The 14242-nt window shown below is 71.0% G+C and carries 15 protein-coding genes and 1 tRNA gene; 6 read left to right on the top strand and 10 right to left on the bottom strand.

The window, feature by feature from the left end; genetic code table 11:
• The first annotated feature begins 94 nt into the window (after positions 1-94).
• The 5 genes from IG88_RS0102970 to IG88_RS0102955 all read left to right on the top strand — a co-directional run bounded on the left by IG88_RS0102970 (position 95) and on the right by IG88_RS0102955 (position 4406).
• The gene (locus IG88_RS0102970) at positions 95-1042 is read left to right on the top strand and encodes a bifunctional DNA primase/polymerase (RefSeq protein WP_078861382.1); all 948 of its coding nucleotides are present in this window, start codon (positions 95-97) and stop codon (positions 1040-1042) included.
• 86 nt (positions 1043-1128) lie between these two features.
• The gene (locus IG88_RS40810) at positions 1129-1458 is read left to right on the top strand and encodes a hypothetical protein (protein ID WP_078861397.1); all 330 of its coding nucleotides are present in this window, start codon (positions 1129-1131) and stop codon (positions 1456-1458) included.
• Positions 1455-2597 carry a DUF3631 domain-containing protein gene (locus tag IG88_RS0102965; protein WP_031034636.1) on the top strand — a complete coding sequence of 381 codons (1143 nt, stop codon included), beginning with the start codon at positions 1455-1457 and terminating at the stop codon, positions 2595-2597. Before IG88_RS40810 ends, IG88_RS0102965 begins: the two co-directional genes overlap by 4 nt.
• 183 nt (positions 2598-2780) lie before the next feature.
• Entirely contained in the window at positions 2781-2969 is a 189-nt protein-coding gene (locus tag IG88_RS0102960) for a helix-turn-helix transcriptional regulator (protein WP_031034634.1), read from the top strand.
• Between the two features lie 69 nt (positions 2970-3038).
• Entirely contained in the window at positions 3039-4406 is a 1368-nt protein-coding gene (locus IG88_RS0102955; protein ID WP_031034632.1) for a tyrosine-type recombinase/integrase, read from the top strand.
• 164 nt (positions 4407-4570) lie between these two features.
• Here the strand turns inward: IG88_RS0102955 and IG88_RS0102950 are convergent.
• Positions 4571-4652, bottom strand: a tRNA-Tyr gene (locus IG88_RS0102950).
• A 235-nt stretch (positions 4653-4887) separates the two neighbouring features.
• Between IG88_RS0102950 and IG88_RS0102945 the strand changes: the two genes are divergently transcribed.
• Entirely contained in the window at positions 4888-5376 is a 489-nt protein-coding gene (locus IG88_RS0102945; protein WP_031034630.1) for a YajQ family cyclic di-GMP-binding protein, read from the top strand.
• Between the two features lie 137 nt (positions 5377-5513).
• Here the strand turns inward: IG88_RS0102945 and IG88_RS0102940 are convergent, their stop codons facing one another.
• The 9 genes from IG88_RS0102940 to IG88_RS0102900 form a co-directional block, all read right to left on the bottom strand.
• The gene (locus IG88_RS0102940; RefSeq protein ID WP_031034628.1) at positions 5514-5780 is read right to left on the bottom strand and encodes a GlsB/YeaQ/YmgE family stress response membrane protein; all 267 of its coding nucleotides are present in this window, start codon (positions 5778-5780) and stop codon (positions 5514-5516) included.
• A gap of 186 nt (positions 5781-5966) precedes the next feature.
• Positions 5967-6380 carry a YccF domain-containing protein gene (locus tag IG88_RS0102935; RefSeq protein WP_031034626.1) on the bottom strand — a complete coding sequence of 138 codons (414 nt, stop codon included), beginning with the start codon at positions 6378-6380 and terminating at the stop codon, positions 5967-5969.
• Positions 6377-7240 (bottom strand): zinc metalloprotease HtpX, encoded by an 864-nt coding sequence (gene htpX, locus IG88_RS0102930; protein WP_031034623.1) that lies wholly within the window; start codon positions 7238-7240, stop codon positions 6377-6379. Before htpX ends, IG88_RS0102935 begins: the two co-directional genes overlap by 4 nt.
• 261 nt (positions 7241-7501) lie before the next feature.
• The gene (locus tag IG88_RS0102925; protein WP_031034620.1) at positions 7502-9037 is read right to left on the bottom strand and encodes an NADH-quinone oxidoreductase subunit N; all 1536 of its coding nucleotides are present in this window, start codon (positions 9035-9037) and stop codon (positions 7502-7504) included.
• The gene (locus tag IG88_RS0102920; RefSeq protein WP_031034618.1) at positions 9034-10635 is read right to left on the bottom strand and encodes an NADH-quinone oxidoreductase subunit M; all 1602 of its coding nucleotides are present in this window, start codon (positions 10633-10635) and stop codon (positions 9034-9036) included. Before IG88_RS0102920 ends, IG88_RS0102925 begins: the two co-directional genes overlap by 4 nt.
• A 6-nt stretch (positions 10636-10641) precedes the next feature.
• Positions 10642-12636: an NADH-quinone oxidoreductase subunit L gene (locus tag IG88_RS0102915; protein ID WP_031034616.1), complete on the bottom strand. Its 1995-nt coding sequence runs from the start codon at positions 12634-12636 to the stop codon at positions 10642-10644.
• A complete protein-coding gene (gene nuoK, locus IG88_RS0102910) occupies positions 12633-13025 on the bottom strand; it encodes an NADH-quinone oxidoreductase subunit NuoK (protein WP_031034613.1) in 393 nt (130 codons plus the stop codon). The genes IG88_RS0102915 and nuoK overlap by 4 nt, the downstream gene beginning before the upstream one ends.
• Entirely contained in the window at positions 13025-13669 is a 645-nt protein-coding gene (locus tag IG88_RS0102905) for an NADH-quinone oxidoreductase subunit J (RefSeq protein WP_031034611.1), read from the bottom strand. The genes nuoK and IG88_RS0102905 overlap by 1 nt, the downstream gene beginning before the upstream one ends.
• Positions 13666-14241, bottom strand: coding sequence for a NuoI/complex I 23 kDa subunit family protein (locus IG88_RS0102900; protein WP_031034610.1), 576 nt, complete (start codon positions 14239-14241; stop codon positions 13666-13668). Before IG88_RS0102900 ends, IG88_RS0102905 begins: the two co-directional genes overlap by 4 nt.
• Position 14242 lies beyond the last annotated feature (1 nt).

The raw sequence follows: 14242 nt of genomic DNA, 5'->3' as shown, positions 1-14242 counted from the left end.
GCTCCGCGGGCGAGCAGGAGCGACCCGCTCACGCCAATGAAACCGGGCCGCTCCTCTCCACCTGCCCCAATCAGACCTGTGGAGGTCTCCCAGCATGACGCAACCCGTGCAGATCCGGCGAGCCCCCGGCTCGCCGCCGACGCTTCCGGCCGTGGGCCTGGAGTGTCTGCCGCTGCTCGCCGCGGCGCTCACGGCGGCTGAACGCGGCTGGCCCGTCATCCCGCTGCACCCTGGCAGCAAGCGACCGGCCGGACACGCCGAACGCGCCTGCCTCCGCACCGGCCGGTGCGCCGACGGCCACCGCACCCCGGAAGAGCGCGCCACCACCGACCCGGACCTGATCCACGCGGCGTGGGCCCACCGCCCATACAACGTGGGGATCGCGACCGGTCCGGCGGGGCTGCTCGTCATCGACCTGGACCCGGTCAAGGCGGAAGAGCCGAAAGGAGCGCCTGACGGCGCCACTTCGTTGCAAGCGCTCTGCGAGCGCGCCGCCCAGGCGCTCCCCGACACCTACCGGGTGCGGACCGCGCGCGGTGAACACCTCTACTTCACCGCCCCCGCCGGGGTGCGGTTGAAGTGCAGCGTTGACCGTCTCGGACCGCACATCGACACCCGCGCATGGGGCGGCTACGTCGTCGCCCCCGGCAGCACCACCCCCGACGGTGCCTACGAGGTTGCCCACGACGCGCCCGTCGCGGACCTGCCCGGCTGGCTCGCCGCGCTGCTCACCGAGCAGGACCGGCCCGCCCCGGTGCCTGTCCGGGTGCATGACGGCACGCGTACCGCGAGGGTGGCGCTGGAACGCGAGTGCGCCGTCATCGCCGCCGCCACCGACGGCGGACGCAACAACACCGTGCACCGGAGCGCCTGCAAGGTGGCCCGGTTCGTTGCGTGGGGCGACCTGCCGCGGGACGTGGCAGAGCAGGCAATCCAGGGGGCGGGGGAGGCTACCGGTCTGCCGCCGGCCGAGTGCCGCACGACCATCCGCAGTGCGATGGATTGGGTCATCGCCCACGCCACCCCTAGGGAGGCAACGTGACGGCCCCCGCTCCCCCCGCCCTGGATTGCCCCACCCCGTCCCCGACCGGCCCGAAAGCCGCTCCACAGCCTGTGAGCACGACGGGCGTGAGCGAGCCGAAAGGCGCCGCCCGCAAGGGCGTCGTAACTGCCCTTCTCCCGAACCGGTCCACGGTCCGGCCCGGGGTCGACCCGACGCCGGACGCGCCGGGTATCCGGATCTTTGCCCCGCCGGTCTACCGGCACCACTACGACGGCGCCCGCTGGTCGATGCGCCCCGGCGCCTTGCCCAGTGCCGCCTACGCGTGCGGCTGCGGGCTGACCGGCACAGCCACCGGTCCGGCCGCCGTAGCGGCGCTGGTCAACGAGTACGAGGCCCACCGCTCCGCCTGCACCGGGACGCCCGTCCCGTCGTGTGAAGGGAGGCACGCCGCATGACCGCCATCGACGGCGCCGCTCTGCTCAACGAGGTTGAAGCCTTCCACCGCCGCTTCAACGTCTTCCCGCACGAGGCCGCGTTCGTCGCGGTGACGCTGTGGGACGCGCACGCGCACCTGCTCGACTGCTTCGACTCCACCCCTCGTATCGCGTTCCTGTCCCCCGAGCCGGGGTCCGGGAAGACGCGGGCCCTGGAGATCGTGGAAACGCTCGTGCCGCAGCCCATGACCGCCGTGAACGCGTCCGCCGCCGCCCTGTTCCGCTCCGTGTCGTCGGGCAACGGCAAGCCCACCATCCTGTTCGATGAGATTGACACGGTTTTCGGGCCGAAGGCGGGGGACAACGAGGAACTGCGCGGCTTCCTCAACGCCGGCCACCGCCGCACCGGGGTCACCTACCGGTGCATCGGAGACGGTGGGCAGCAGACCGTGCAGGCGTTCCCCTCGTACTGCGCGGTCGCGGTCGCCGGTCTCGGCTCCCTGCCCGACACGATCATGAGCCGGGCCGTCGTCATCCGCATGCGCCGCCGGGCCCGCAACGAGAAGGTGGAACCCTTCCGGGCCCGCGTCCACGAGACCGAGGGCCACCAGCTCCGTGACCGGCTCGCCACCTGGGCAGAGCAGGCCCGCGCGTCCGTCGTGGACGCGTGGCCCGAGATGCCGGAAGGGGTCACCGACCGGCCCGCAGACGTGTGGGAACCGCTGCTTGCCATCGCCGACGCCGCCGGCGGCCACTGGCCCGACCGGGCCCGCCAAGCCTGCGTCACCCTGGTCGCCGCGTCCAAGGCGAACGACAAAGGCAGTCTCGGCGTGCGGCTGCTGACCGACCTGCGCGACCACGTCATGGCGGGCATCGACCGGCTTCCCACGGTCGCGATCCTGGACCGGCTCAACGCCCTGGACGATGCGCCGTGGGCGGACCTGCACGGCAAGCCGCTCGACAACCGGCGCCTGTCCAAGATGCTCGCGGAGTACATGACGGCGGACAACGAGCCGATCGCCTCCCGCAACATCAAGACCGCCGGGAGCGTCCTCAAGGGCTACTACGCCGCCGATCTCTGGGACGCGTGGGCCCGCTACTGCCCCCCACCTCCGGAAAGTCCGCTACCTCCGCTACCCGGCGCCGAAAACGCGGCCTGACCAGCACTGATGCGGTAGCGGCAACCGGCCCGGGTTGCCGCTACCGCCCCGCTACCCATCCGCTACCGCTACCCCTTCCCGCTACCTCGACCAGGCCCCTGACCTGCACGGTAGCCGCGGTAGCGGAAGTAGCGGCCCCTGGAGGGTCCCCCGGACGACTCACCCCAAGAAGGAGTCATCACCGTGGCTGGCACCAAGATGCTCAAGCTCCCCGAAGTCCTCACCGAAATCGGCATGAGTCGCGCTGCCTTCTACCGCATGCGCGCCCGTGGGCAGGCGCCGCGACTCGTGAAGCTGCCCAACGGTCACCTGCGAGTCCGCCGCACCGACCTGGACAACTGGCTCAGCAACCTGGACTCCCCCGCCTATTGATCGCACCGACAGACCAACTCACCCACGGGGCCCGGCACAAGCCGGGCCCCGCTCGCAGGAAGGCCCCCGATGGGGAAGACGTACGACGTTCGAATTTGGTCCGTCCGGCAGCGGAAGGATCGTGGACAGACCTCCGCGGAACTGCGCTGGAAGACGGGCGAGACGCCGCACTCGCAGACGTTCCGCACCAAGACGTTGGCAGAGGGCCGGCGCGCCGAGTTACTGCGGGCCGCTCACGCCGGCGAGCCGTTCGACGAGTCCACCGGGGCGCCGCTCTCCGAGTTGCGCCAACGCAACGATGTCAGTTGGTACCAGCACGCCCGCGAGTACATCGAGATGAAGTGGCAGCACTCCCCCGGCTCCACCCGTCGGACGCTCGCGGAAGCCATGGCTACCGTTACGCCCGCTCTCGTGAGGGACGCCAAGGGAATGGCTGATGCCCAGACAGTGCGGACGGCCCTCTATAGCTGGGCATTCAACGTGAGTCGTCGCGACCAGGACCCGCCCGACGAGGTGGCCGCCGTGCTGGCGTGGTTCGAGCGGAAGTCCGTGCCCACGTCCGCGCTGGCCGACCGTATGCAGGTACGGGCCGCCCTGGACGCCTTGACCAAGAAACTGGACGGCACCACAGCGGCGGCATCAACCATCCGCCGGAAGCGGGCCATCTTTCACAACGCTCTCGGCTACGCCGTTGACGCCGGACGACTGACGGACAACCCCCTGCCACAGGTGCAGTGGAAGTCCCCGGAACAGGTAGCGGAGGAACTGGACCCCGCCTCCGTCCCGGACCCCCGCCAAGCTCTCGCACTGCTCGATGCCGTGCGTATGCAGAGCCCACGCGGGCGGCGCCTGGTCGCGTTCTTCGGCTGCATGTACTACGCGGCGGCACGGCCGGCGGAAGTCATCGGCCTCCGTCTCCAGGACTGCGAACTGCCCCGCCGGGGGTGGGGCACCCTGCGGCTCCGGGAAACCCGTCCGCGCTCGGGGTCGGCCTGGACTGACAGCGGGGAGGCTCACGACCGGCGGGGGCTCAAGCACCGGCCCCGGAAAGCAGTGCGCACTGTTCCGATCCCGCCCGATCTTGTGCATCTGCTTCGGTGGCACGTCACCGCGTACGGCGTCGCCCCGGACGGGCGGCTGTTCCGGACGCAGCGTGGCGGACTCATCCAGGACACCGGATACGGCGAGGTGTGGGCAGAGGCCCGTTCTCGTGCCCTCACGCCCGCTCAGTGCGCGTCGCTCCTGGCGAAGCGTCCTTATGATCTTCGCCACGCCGCCGTATCCACATGGCTCAGTTCCGGGGTGGAACCGCAAGAAGTAGCCGCGCGCGCCGGCCACAGCGTGGCCGTGTTGTTCCGGGTCTACGCGAAGTGCCTGGACGGCGGCGCCGCTACAGCCAATGCCCGGATCGAGCGGGCGTTGAAGAACGGCAGCTAGGAGGAGTGGAAGCTGCCCCACGCCTGCCCCACACGGACTGGTCAGCACCCGAATCAGGGTGAGACACACTGGGAAAAAGCACCCATAACGATCAGGGCAGGCCCGTCAACGACGAAAGGGTCTGTGACCAGCATTGCTGCTGGTCACAGACCCTTTCGGTCGTGTGGCGGCGCCAGGATTCGAACCTGGGAAGGCTGAGCCGGCAGATTTACAGTCTGCTCCCTTTGGCCGCTCGGGCACACCGCCGGGGGTTGCTGCTCGTCGTACCGCTTTGGGGCGGTGCTCCGTGGCAACGACGTAAACAATACCTGATGTGGAGGGGTGCTTCGCCACCTGATTGATCGCCGCCCGGACGGCGGCGGGTGGCTAGGCTTGGGCGGATGCGGTCGAGGACCCTGCCGGGCCCGGCGGCCGCCGACGTATGCCGGTACGGAGCCGATACGCGGCCCGACACGCACCCAGATACAAGGAGCCACAGGACATGGCCGACTCCAGTTTCGACATCGTCTCGAAGGTCGAGCGGCAGGAGGTCGACAACGCCCTCAACCAGGCCGCCAAGGAGATCTCGCAGCGCTACGACTTCAAGGGCGTGGGCGCCTCGATCTCGTGGTCCGGGGAGAAGATCCTCATGGAGGCCAACTCCGAGGACCGGGTGAACGCCATCCTCGACGTCTTCCAGTCCAAGCTGATCAAGCGCGGCATCTCGCTCAAGGCTCTGGACGCGGGTGAGCCGCAGCTCTCCGGCAAGGAGTACAAGATCTTCGCGTCGATCGAGGAGGGCATCTCCCAGGAGAACGCGAAGAAGGTGGCCAAGATCATCCGCGATGAGGGGCCCAAGGGCGTGAAGGCCCAGGTGCAGGGCGACGAGCTGCGTGTCTCCTCGAAGAGCCGGGACGATCTGCAGACCGTCATCTCGCTGCTCAAGGGCCGGGACTTCGACTTCGCGCTGCAGTTCGTGAACTACCGGTGAGGGCACTGCCGGTGACGCGCTGAGCCGTCAACGCGGGGCCTGCGAGCGGGCTGCGCGTCGACGGGGAGGAGAACGGGAGAGGGCGGGCACCGGGGTGCCCGCCCTCTCCCGTTCCGCCTCGTCCGGTGCGCGCGTGCTCAGTTGCGCGAGTTGCCGAACAGGAGCCGGTAGGCGATTAGCAGCACCAGCGAACCGCCGATCGCCGCGGCCCAGGTCGCGCCGTCGTAGAAGTCCTTGCTGACCGGGTGGTCCAGCCAGCGGGCCGATATCCAGCCGCCGATGAACGCACCGGCGATGCCGATGAGGGTGGTGCCGACGAGCCCGCCGGGGTCGCGGCCCGGCAGCAGGAACTTGGCGATGGCTCCGGCCAACAGTCCGAGGATGATCCAGCCGATGACGGTCATGCCGTGACCCTGCCCTTTCTCGCTGTGCCCACACTGTGCCAGTGCTGCGGGCCAGTTCCTCCGTGATGTTCAGTCCTCTTGCCGGAGAGGACGTTCCGGACGGGCCCGGTGGTTGCGCCGGTCAGCGGGGCGGGAGACACGGCACCCGGGGAGCGGGGCTGCTCCCCGTCCCCGGCGACCGCCTCCTCACCAGCCGGTGCCCTGCGTCGGTCCCGCCGTGAAGGGCTGGTCCGTGCGCACGATCTCGCGGCCCAACGGGAGCAGGGAGACGGGGATCAGCTTGAAGTTGGCGATGCCGAGCGGGATGCCGATGATCGTGACGCACAGGGCGATGCCGGTGACGATGTGGCCGAGCGCCAGCCACCAGCCGGCGAGGACGAGCCACAGCACGTTCCCGATGCAGGAGGGCGCTCCCGCGCCGCGCCGCTCGACCGTCGTGTACCCGAAGGGCCACAGGGCGTAGACGCCGATGCGGAAGGCCGCTATGCCGAAGGGGATGCCGATGATCGTGATGCAGAGCAGCGCGCCCGCGAACAGGTAGCCGAGGAACAGCCAGAATCCGCTGAGCACGAGCCAAATGACGTTGAGGATGGTCTTCACTGCTGGCGACCTGCCATCTTTTCGAGCCGGGCGATTCGCTCCGCCATCGGCGGGTGGGTGGAGAACATCTTCGACAGTCCCTGCCCCGGACGGAAGGGGTTGGCGATCATCATGTGGCTGGCGGTCTCGAGGCGGGGCTCCGGGGGGAGCGGGAGCTGCTTGGTGCCCATCTCCAGCTTGCGCAGCGCACCGGCCAGGGCGAGCGGGTCGCCGGTCAGCTGGGCTCCGGAGGCGTCGGCCTCGTACTCCCGGGAGCGGCTGATGGCCAACTGGATGACGGTGGCGGCGAGCGGTCCGAGCAGCATGATGAGGAGCATGCCCAGCAGACCGGGTCCGTCGTCGTCGTTGGAACGGCCGACGGGGATCAGCCAGGCGAAGTTGACCAGGAACATGATCACGGAGGCGAGGGCCCCGGCGACCGAGGAGATCAGGATGTCCCGGTTGTAGACGTGGCTGAGCTCGTGCCCGATGACGCCGCGCAGCTCCCGCTCGTCGAGCAGGCGCATGATGCCCTCGGTGCAGCACACGGCCGCGTTGCGCGGGTTGCGGCCGGTCGCGAAGGCGTTCGGCGCCTCCGTGGGCGAGATGTACAGGCGGGGCATCGGCTGGCGGGCCTGGGTGGAGAGCTCGCGGACCATGCGGTACAGCGCGGGCGCCTCGAACTCGCTCACCGGCCGGGCGCGCATCGCGCGGAGGGCGAGCTTGTCGCTGTTCCAGTACGCGTACGCGTTGGTGCCCAGGGCGACGAGGACGGCGACCACGAGCCCCGCTCGGCCGAAGAAGCTGCCGATGACGATGATGAGCGCGGACAGTCCCCCGAGGAGTACTGCGGTCCTGAGCCCGTTGTGCCGGCGGTGCACGGTACGCCCTCCAAGTCGTGCAGCAGGGGAACCCTTTGGTTGCTGGTATCGCTCGCTGTGGTTGCTTCCTGGTCTCCGGATGCCACCGGTGCCGTGGTGACACGTCCAGTGGACCCTTCCGTACTGGTCAACGCCAGGCGAGGGCCACCAGTTCCCCGGCGCCCGGCGCGGCGCGTGTGGTCCGTACGGGTGACCGGCGTGGCCGCCTCCACGCGCGCGTGGTGGCGGGGCGCCGTACGCGCGCGTGCCCGGCGGCCGGGGTCAGAAGAGTCCGGTGCCGGCGAACCGCAGGATGAGCTGGGGCGCTCCGGAGAGGGCGACGGCCACCACCGCGGTCACGGTGATCGCGGCGGTGAGGGGGACCGGGACGCGGTGGCCGGCGGTCGCCTCCTCGGGCGCCCGGAACAGCAGTGCCGTCCATTGGAGGTAGTAGAAGAGCGCGATCGCGACGTTGACGGCCATGACGACGGCCAGCCAGCCGAGTCCGGCGTCGACGGCCGCGGAGAACACCGTGACCTTGGCGAAGAGCCCGATGACCCCGGGCGGCAGTCCGGCGAGGCAGAGCAGGAAGAAGGCCAGGACCAGGGCGGTGAGGGGGTTGGTCGCGTACAGGCCGCGGTAGTCCGCGACACGGTTCGCGGCCCGGGTGCGGCCCACGAGGGCGGCCACCGCGAAGGCGCCGAGGTTTACCGCCGCGTACATGAGCGCGTAGGCGACGGTGGAGCCGACCGCGCGTTCGGGGTCGTCGGAGTACGCGGCGGCCGCGATCGGCACCAGGAGGTAGCCGGCCTGGCCGACGGACGACCACGCGAGCAGGCGTACCGCGCTGTACGCGCGCGTGGCCTGCTGCCGCAGCGCGCCGACGTTGCCGACGGTCATGGTCAGGGCGGCCAGTGCCGCGAGCGCGGGGCCCCAGACGTCGGCGTAGGACGGCAGGGCGACGACCGTGACGAGGACGAGGCCGGAGAAGCCGACCGCCTTGCCGATCACGGACAGGTAGGCCGCGATCGGCAGGGGCGCGCCCACGTAGGTGTCGGGCACCCAGAAGTGGAAGGGCACGGCGGCCGTCTTGAAGGCGAAGCCGACGAGGGTGAGGACGACGCCGGTCTGGGCCAGGGTGGTGAACTGCCCGTCGACGTGCTGGACGCGCTCGGCCACCTGGGTGAGGTAGAGGGTGCCGGTGGTGGCGTAGACGAAGCTGATGCCCATGAGGCTGACCGCGGTCGCGGTGACCGACGACAGGAAGAACTTCAGGGCCGCTTCGGAGGACCTGCGGTCGCCCTGCCGGAGACCGACGAGGGCGAAGGCGGGCAGGGAGGCGACCTCCAGGGCGACGATCAGCGTCGCGAGGTCGCGGGAGGCGGGCAGGAGGGCGGCGCCGGCCGCGGAGGAGAGCAGCAGGAACCAGAACTCGCCCTCGGGCAGCCGTCGGTCGGCGTCCTTCACCGCCGTGACCGACAGGAGCGCGGTGAGCAGGGCGCCGCCGAGGACCAGGAACTGGACGGCCAGGGCGAAGGTGTCCGCGGTGTAGCTGCAGACGCCCGGCTCACCCCGCTGGCAGAACGTCGAGCGGTCGTCGTTCACCAGAGGCAGCAGCATGAGGGCGGCGGCCGCGAGTCCGGCGACCGAGATCCAGCCGAGCAGGCCCTTGCGGGCGTCCTCGACGAACAGGTCGGCGACGAGGACGACGAGCGCCACGACCGCCGTGATGGTGGGCGGCGCGATGGCGAGCCAGTCGACGGACTGGACGACACTTTGGGCGAGGGGCTGGGCGAGGGTCTGGGCCGGGAAGCTCATCGGGTGCCTCCTGAGAGGAGCTGCTGCACGGCCGGGTCGGTCAGCCCGAGCAGCGTTCTGGGCCACAGCCCCGCGACGACGGTGAGGGCGACGAGCGGGGTCCAGGCGGCGAACTCGTACGTGCGCACGTCGGCGAGCCGCGGCTGCGGGACGTCCTGCGGCACGGCACCCATGCAGACGCGGCGGACCACGATCAGCATGTACGCGGCCGTCAGCAGGGTGCCGAAGGCGGCGATCGCCATGAAGGTGAGGAAGGCGGGGCGGCTGAGGCCGTGGTGCGGGTCGAAGGCGCCGAACAGGGCGAGCATCTCGCCCCAGAACCCGGCCAGCCCCGGCAGGCCCAGCGAGGCGACCGCGGCGAAGGCGAGCAGTCCGCCGAGCCGGGGCGCCTTGCCGTACAGGGCGTGGCCCGACTCCTCGGCGAGCGTGTCGAGGTCGGTGGTGCCGGTGCGGTCCTTGAGCGCGCCGACCACGAAGAAGAGCAGGCCGGTGATCAGGCCGTGGGCGATGTTGGCGAAGAGGGCGCCGTTCACGCCGGTCGGTGTCATGGTCGCGATGCCGAGCAGGACGAAGCCCATGTGGCCGACGGAGGAGTAGGCGATGAGGCGCTTGAGGTCGCCCTTGGCTCCTCTTCTGGCGAGGGCGAGGCAGGCCAGGGAGCCGTAGACGATGCCGACGACGGCGAAGGCGGCGAGGTAGGGCGCGAAGGTGCGGAAGCCGTCCGGGGCCGCCGGCAGCAGGATGCGGACGAACCCGTACGTGCCCATCTTGAGCAGGACGCCGGCCAGCAGGACCGAGCCGACGGTCGGCGCGGCGGTGTGGGCGTCGGGCAGCCAGCTGTGCAGCGGCCACATCGGGGTCTTCACCGCGAGCCCGATCCCGATCGCCAGAACGGCGGTGACCTGCACGGACGCGGTCAGCGACCGGCCGTTGTCAGTGGCGAGTGCCACCATGTCGAACGTGCCCGCCTTGATTCCGATCAGGAGCAGGCCGAGCAGCATGACGACGGAGCCGAGGAGCGTGAAGAGGATGAACTTCCAGGCGGCCCCGGCCCGTCCCGCGCCGCCCCAGCGGGCGATGAGGAAGTACATCGGGACGAGGACCGTCTCGAAGGCGAGGAAGAACAGGATCAGGTCGAGGACGGCGAAGGTCGCGAGGGTGCCGGACTCGAGGACGAGCAGCAGCGCGACGAACGCCTTCGGGCTCGGGCCGGAAGGCCGCGGTACCGGCTCGTGCCGCTGCTTGAAGTACGAGTGGAGCGCGCAGAGGAAGGTCAGCAGCGCGGTCAGGACCAGGAGGGGGAGCGAGATGCCGTCGACGCCGAGGTGGATGCGGACGTCGAGCGCGGGGATCCAACTGATGTCCGTGCTCGCCTGCATCCTCGACGGACGGTCGTGGTCGAAGCCGAGGACGAGGACGACCGCGGCGGCGAGGACCGCGCCGGTGACGGTGACACCGTGCCGCAGCACGGCCTGCTCGGGCGACTTCCCCTTCAGTCCGGGCGGGGCCGGCAGCAGGGCGGCGACGGCCCCGAGGAGCGGGCCGACGACGAGAAACGCGAGGAGGACCTGCATCACGGACTCGTTGATATCGATCACGCCTGCTCACGCTCCCGTGGCGACGAGGACGGCGGCGACCGCGAGGACGACGGTGCCGGCGAGCAGCGCGCTCACATAGGTCTGCACATTGCCGGTCTGGGCACGTCGTACGGCGGCCCCGAGCAGTTTCGGCAGGGCGCCCGCCGCGCGTACGTAGGTGTCGACGACCTCCCGGTCGAGGAACCGGACGAGGCTGGCTCCGGCCAGGACCGGGCGGACGAAGAGGGCCGAGTAGACCGCGTCCAGGTGGAAGCCGGCGGCCGCGTGCCGGTGCACCGGGCCCAGCAGGAGCCGTCCCGGATCGGACGGGTCGGGGGCGGAGGCGAGGTCTCCGTAGGCGGGCCGGTGGCTGGCGATGACCTCGGCCTCCACCAGGGCCGCGTCGCCCTCGGGGTGGGCCGCGACCGCACCGAGCGGGGTGCGGTCCGCGAGCGCCGTGGTGTGCCGCCAGGCGGCGTAGGTGACGATGCCGCCCACCAGGGCCACTCCCGTGCCCAGCACGGACGTGGTCAGGGCCGGGGTGAGGTCGTTGTCGTCGAACCAGTCGGGCAGCAGCCGGAAGGTGAGTCCGCCCAGTGCGAGTGAGGGGACGGCGAGCACCCAGAGCACGGCGTTCATGGCCACCGGCTGCCGGCCGTGGTCGGGGGCCTCGGCGCCCTTGCCGCGGAAGGCCAGCAGCCACAGCCGGGTCGCGTACGCGGCGGTGAGCAGGGCCGTGATCAGGGCGGCGACGAGGACGGTCCAGCCCGCGGCGGCGGGTGCGTGCCCGGTGTGGCCGGTGGCCGCGTGCTCCGCGGCGCCGAGGACGGACTCCTTGGAGAAGAAGCCGCTGAAGGGCGGGATCGCGGCGAGCGCGAGCAGGGCCACGGTCATCGTCCAGTAGGCGTCCGGGACACGGTCGCGCAGGCCCCGCATGCGGGACATGGCGGCCAGCGAGTTGGTGCCGGCGGCGTGGATGATCACGCCGGCGGCGAGGAACAGGAGCGCCTTGAACGCGCCGTGGGACAGGAGGTGGAAGACGGCGGCGCCGCGGTCGCCCGTGGCGAGGGCGCCGGTCATGTACCCGAGCTGTCCGATCGTCGAGTAGGCCAGGACGCGTTTGATGTCGTCCTGGGCGAGGGCGGCGAGGGCGGAGCCGACCATGGTGACGGCGGCCATGACGGCGAGGACGACCATCGCGGCCCGCGAGGCCTCGAACAGCGGAAGGAGCCGGGCGACGAAGTACACGCCCGCGGCGACCATCGTCGCGGCGTGGATCAGCGCGGAGACGGGCGTCGGGCCCGCCATCGCGTCGGGGAGCCAGGTGTGCAGCGGGAACTGCGCGGACTTGCCCGCCACCCCGGCCAGGAGCAGCAGCGCGATCGCCGTCGGGTGGTCGATCGATCCGCCGGCCACCGCGTCGAGGATCTCGGTGATGCGGAAGGAGCCCGCCTCGGTGGCCAGCGCCAGCAGACCGATCAGGAAGGGGACGTCGCCGAGCTTGGTGACCAGGAAGGCCTTGAGGGAGGCGGCGCGCGCCTCCGGGGTCTCCCAGTAGTGGCCGACCAGGAAGTACGAGCAGATGCCCATGACTTCCCAGCCGACCAGCAGCACCATCAGGTCGCCGGAGTAGACGACGAGAAACATGGCGGAGGTGAACAGGGAGACGAGTGCGGCGTACGAGGCGTAGCGCGGGTCGTCGCGCAGGTAGCCCGTCGAGTAGATCTGCACGCAGGTGGCGACGGTGCCGACCAGTACGGCGACGAGGGCGGCGAAACCGTCGATGTGCAGGGCGAGTTCGACGGGGACCGAGCCGGTGGGCGTCAGTTCCGTGACGGCGTCGACGGCCTGGCCGCCGCCCTGCCGGACCGCGACGAGGGCGGCGAGGACGAGGGCCGCCAGCGTCGGCAGGACCGCCAGGGGCCGGACGAACCCGGGTGCCGACCGGCCCAGCAGGAGGCCGGCGGCTGCCCCGAGGAAGGGAAGGAGGGGGACGAGTACGGCGAGGGTGGTCGTGGTCACGCGGTGGCCTCAGCCTTCTCGGCGGCCGTCCCGGTCGCGAGGGTGTCGGTGTCGGAACCGTCCGGTTCGTGGCCCTCGGCGGTGTCGCGGAGCCGGTCGATGTCCGAGGTGCCTCGGTTGCGGTGGACAGCGAGGACGATCGCCAGGCCGATGCCGATCTCGGCGGCCGCGACGGCGATGGTGAACAGCGTGAGGGCCTGGCCGGAGTGCAGGGTCTCCTCGGCGGCCTTGCTGAGCCAGACGTCGAAGGCGACCAGGTTGAGGTTGACGGCGTTGAGCATCAGCTCGACGGACATCAGGACGAGGATCGCGTTGCGGCGGGCGAGGACGCCGTAGAGGCCGGTGCAGAAGAGGAGGGCGGACAGGACGGCTGGATAGGCGAGGTGCATCAGCGGACACCGCCCTCGTCGGCACCGTCGGCGGCGGTCGTGGCGGCACCGGCCGCCGCGGGAGTGGCGGGCGTTTCGGGCGTGGCGTGTGTGTCGGCGGTGCGCTCGACCTTGGCCTTGCGGGACAGGACGATGGCACCGACCAGGGCGGCGAGGAGGAGGACGGAGAGGGCCTCGAAGGGGAGGACCCAGTTCTGGAAGAGGCTCGCCCCGGTGACGGCGGTGGAGCCGGCGGCCGGGCCGTCGAGGTCGATCCAGGTGGCACGGAAGGCGTCGACGACCACCCACACCAGGGCCGCCGCGGAGGCCCCGGCCACGGTGAGGGCGGCCCAGCGGTTGCCGGAGTCGGCGTCCGGGGACCGGCCGACGGGCGCCCTGGTGAGCATCAGGCCGAACAGGAGGAGGACGACGACGGCACCGACGTAGATGAGGACCTGGACCCAGGCGATGAACTCGGCGGTGAGCAGCAGGTATTCGACGGCCAGGCCGCCGAGGGCCACCACCAGCCACAGCGCCGCGTGGACGAGTTGGCGGGTGGTGACGGTGAGCACGGCGGCTCCGAAGGTGACGAGGCCGACGAGGAGGAAGGCGATCTCCACGCCGGTCGGGGACAGGAACCCGTGGGACGCGGCGGCGAGGGTCATGACCCGTCCTCCTGCCCGGTCCGTTCGTCCGTCTCCGGTGCGGCCTGCTGCTGCGCGGCGAGTCTGTCGGCGGCCTTGCGGGCGGCGGCGAGTTCCTTGGGCTCCTCCGCACCGGGGTCGAGGGCGGGCGGGGCCGGCACGGTCCACATCCACTCGCGCAGCTTGTCGCGCTCGTGGGTGAGGTCGCGGATGTCGGTCTCGGCGTACTCGAACTCCGGGGACCAGAACAGGGCGTCGAAAGGACAGACCTCGATGCAGATGCCGCAGTACATGCACAGGGCGAAGTCGATGGCGAAGCGGTCGAGGACGTTGCGGCTGCGCTCGCGTCCGCCGGGGGCGGCCGCCGGGACCGTCTCCTTGTGGGAGTCGATGTAGATGCACCAGTCGGGACACTCGCGGGCGCACAGCATGCAGACCGTGCAGTTCTCCTCGAACAGGCCGATCACGCCGCGGGTGCGGGGCGGCAGTTCCGGCTGGACGTCCGGGTACTGCTCGGTGACGGTCTTCCTCGTCATCGTGCGCAGGGTGACGGCCAGGCCCTTGGCCAGGCCGGAGCCGGGGACGGGGGACATG

Origin of the sequence: Streptomyces sp. NRRL F-5650 (assembly GCF_000721365.1) — a bacterium.
Taxonomy (GTDB): domain Bacteria; phylum Actinomycetota; class Actinomycetes; order Streptomycetales; family Streptomycetaceae; genus Streptomyces; species Streptomyces ardesiacus.
Note: the sequence above shows the minus strand (reverse complement) of the source record. Positions and strands in the feature narration are given on the sequence as shown.

Bases quoted from the DNA above. Each gene is read 5' to 3' on its own strand.
- IG88_RS0102970 (WP_078861382.1), top strand. From the start codon at position 95: ATGACGCAACCCGTGCAGATCCGGCGAGCCCCCGGCTCGCCGCCGACG.
- IG88_RS0102965 (WP_031034636.1), top strand. From the start codon at position 1,455: ATGACCGCCATCGACGGCGCCGCTCTGCTCAACGAGGTTGAAGCCTTC.
- IG88_RS0102955 (WP_031034632.1), top strand. From the start codon at position 3,039: ATGGGGAAGACGTACGACGTTCGAATTTGGTCCGTCCGGCAGCGGAAG.
- IG88_RS0102945 (WP_031034630.1), top strand. From the start codon at position 4,888: ATGGCCGACTCCAGTTTCGACATCGTCTCGAAGGTCGAGCGGCAGGAG.
- IG88_RS0102940 (WP_031034628.1), bottom strand. From the start codon at position 5,780: ATGACCGTCATCGGCTGGATCATCCTCGGACTGTTGGCCGGAGCCATC.
- IG88_RS0102925 (WP_031034620.1), bottom strand. From the start codon at position 9,037: ATGAGCTTCCCGGCCCAGACCCTCGCCCAGCCCCTCGCCCAAAGTGTC.
- nuoK (WP_031034613.1), bottom strand. From the start codon at position 13,025: ATGCACCTCGCCTATCCAGCCGTCCTGTCCGCCCTCCTCTTCTGCACC.
- IG88_RS0102905 (WP_031034611.1), bottom strand. From the start codon at position 13,669: ATGACCCTCGCCGCCGCGTCCCACGGGTTCCTGTCCCCGACCGGCGTG.
- IG88_RS0102900 (WP_031034610.1), bottom strand. From the start codon at position 14,241: ATGTCCCCCGTCCCCGGCTCCGGCCTGGCCAAGGGCCTGGCCGTCACC.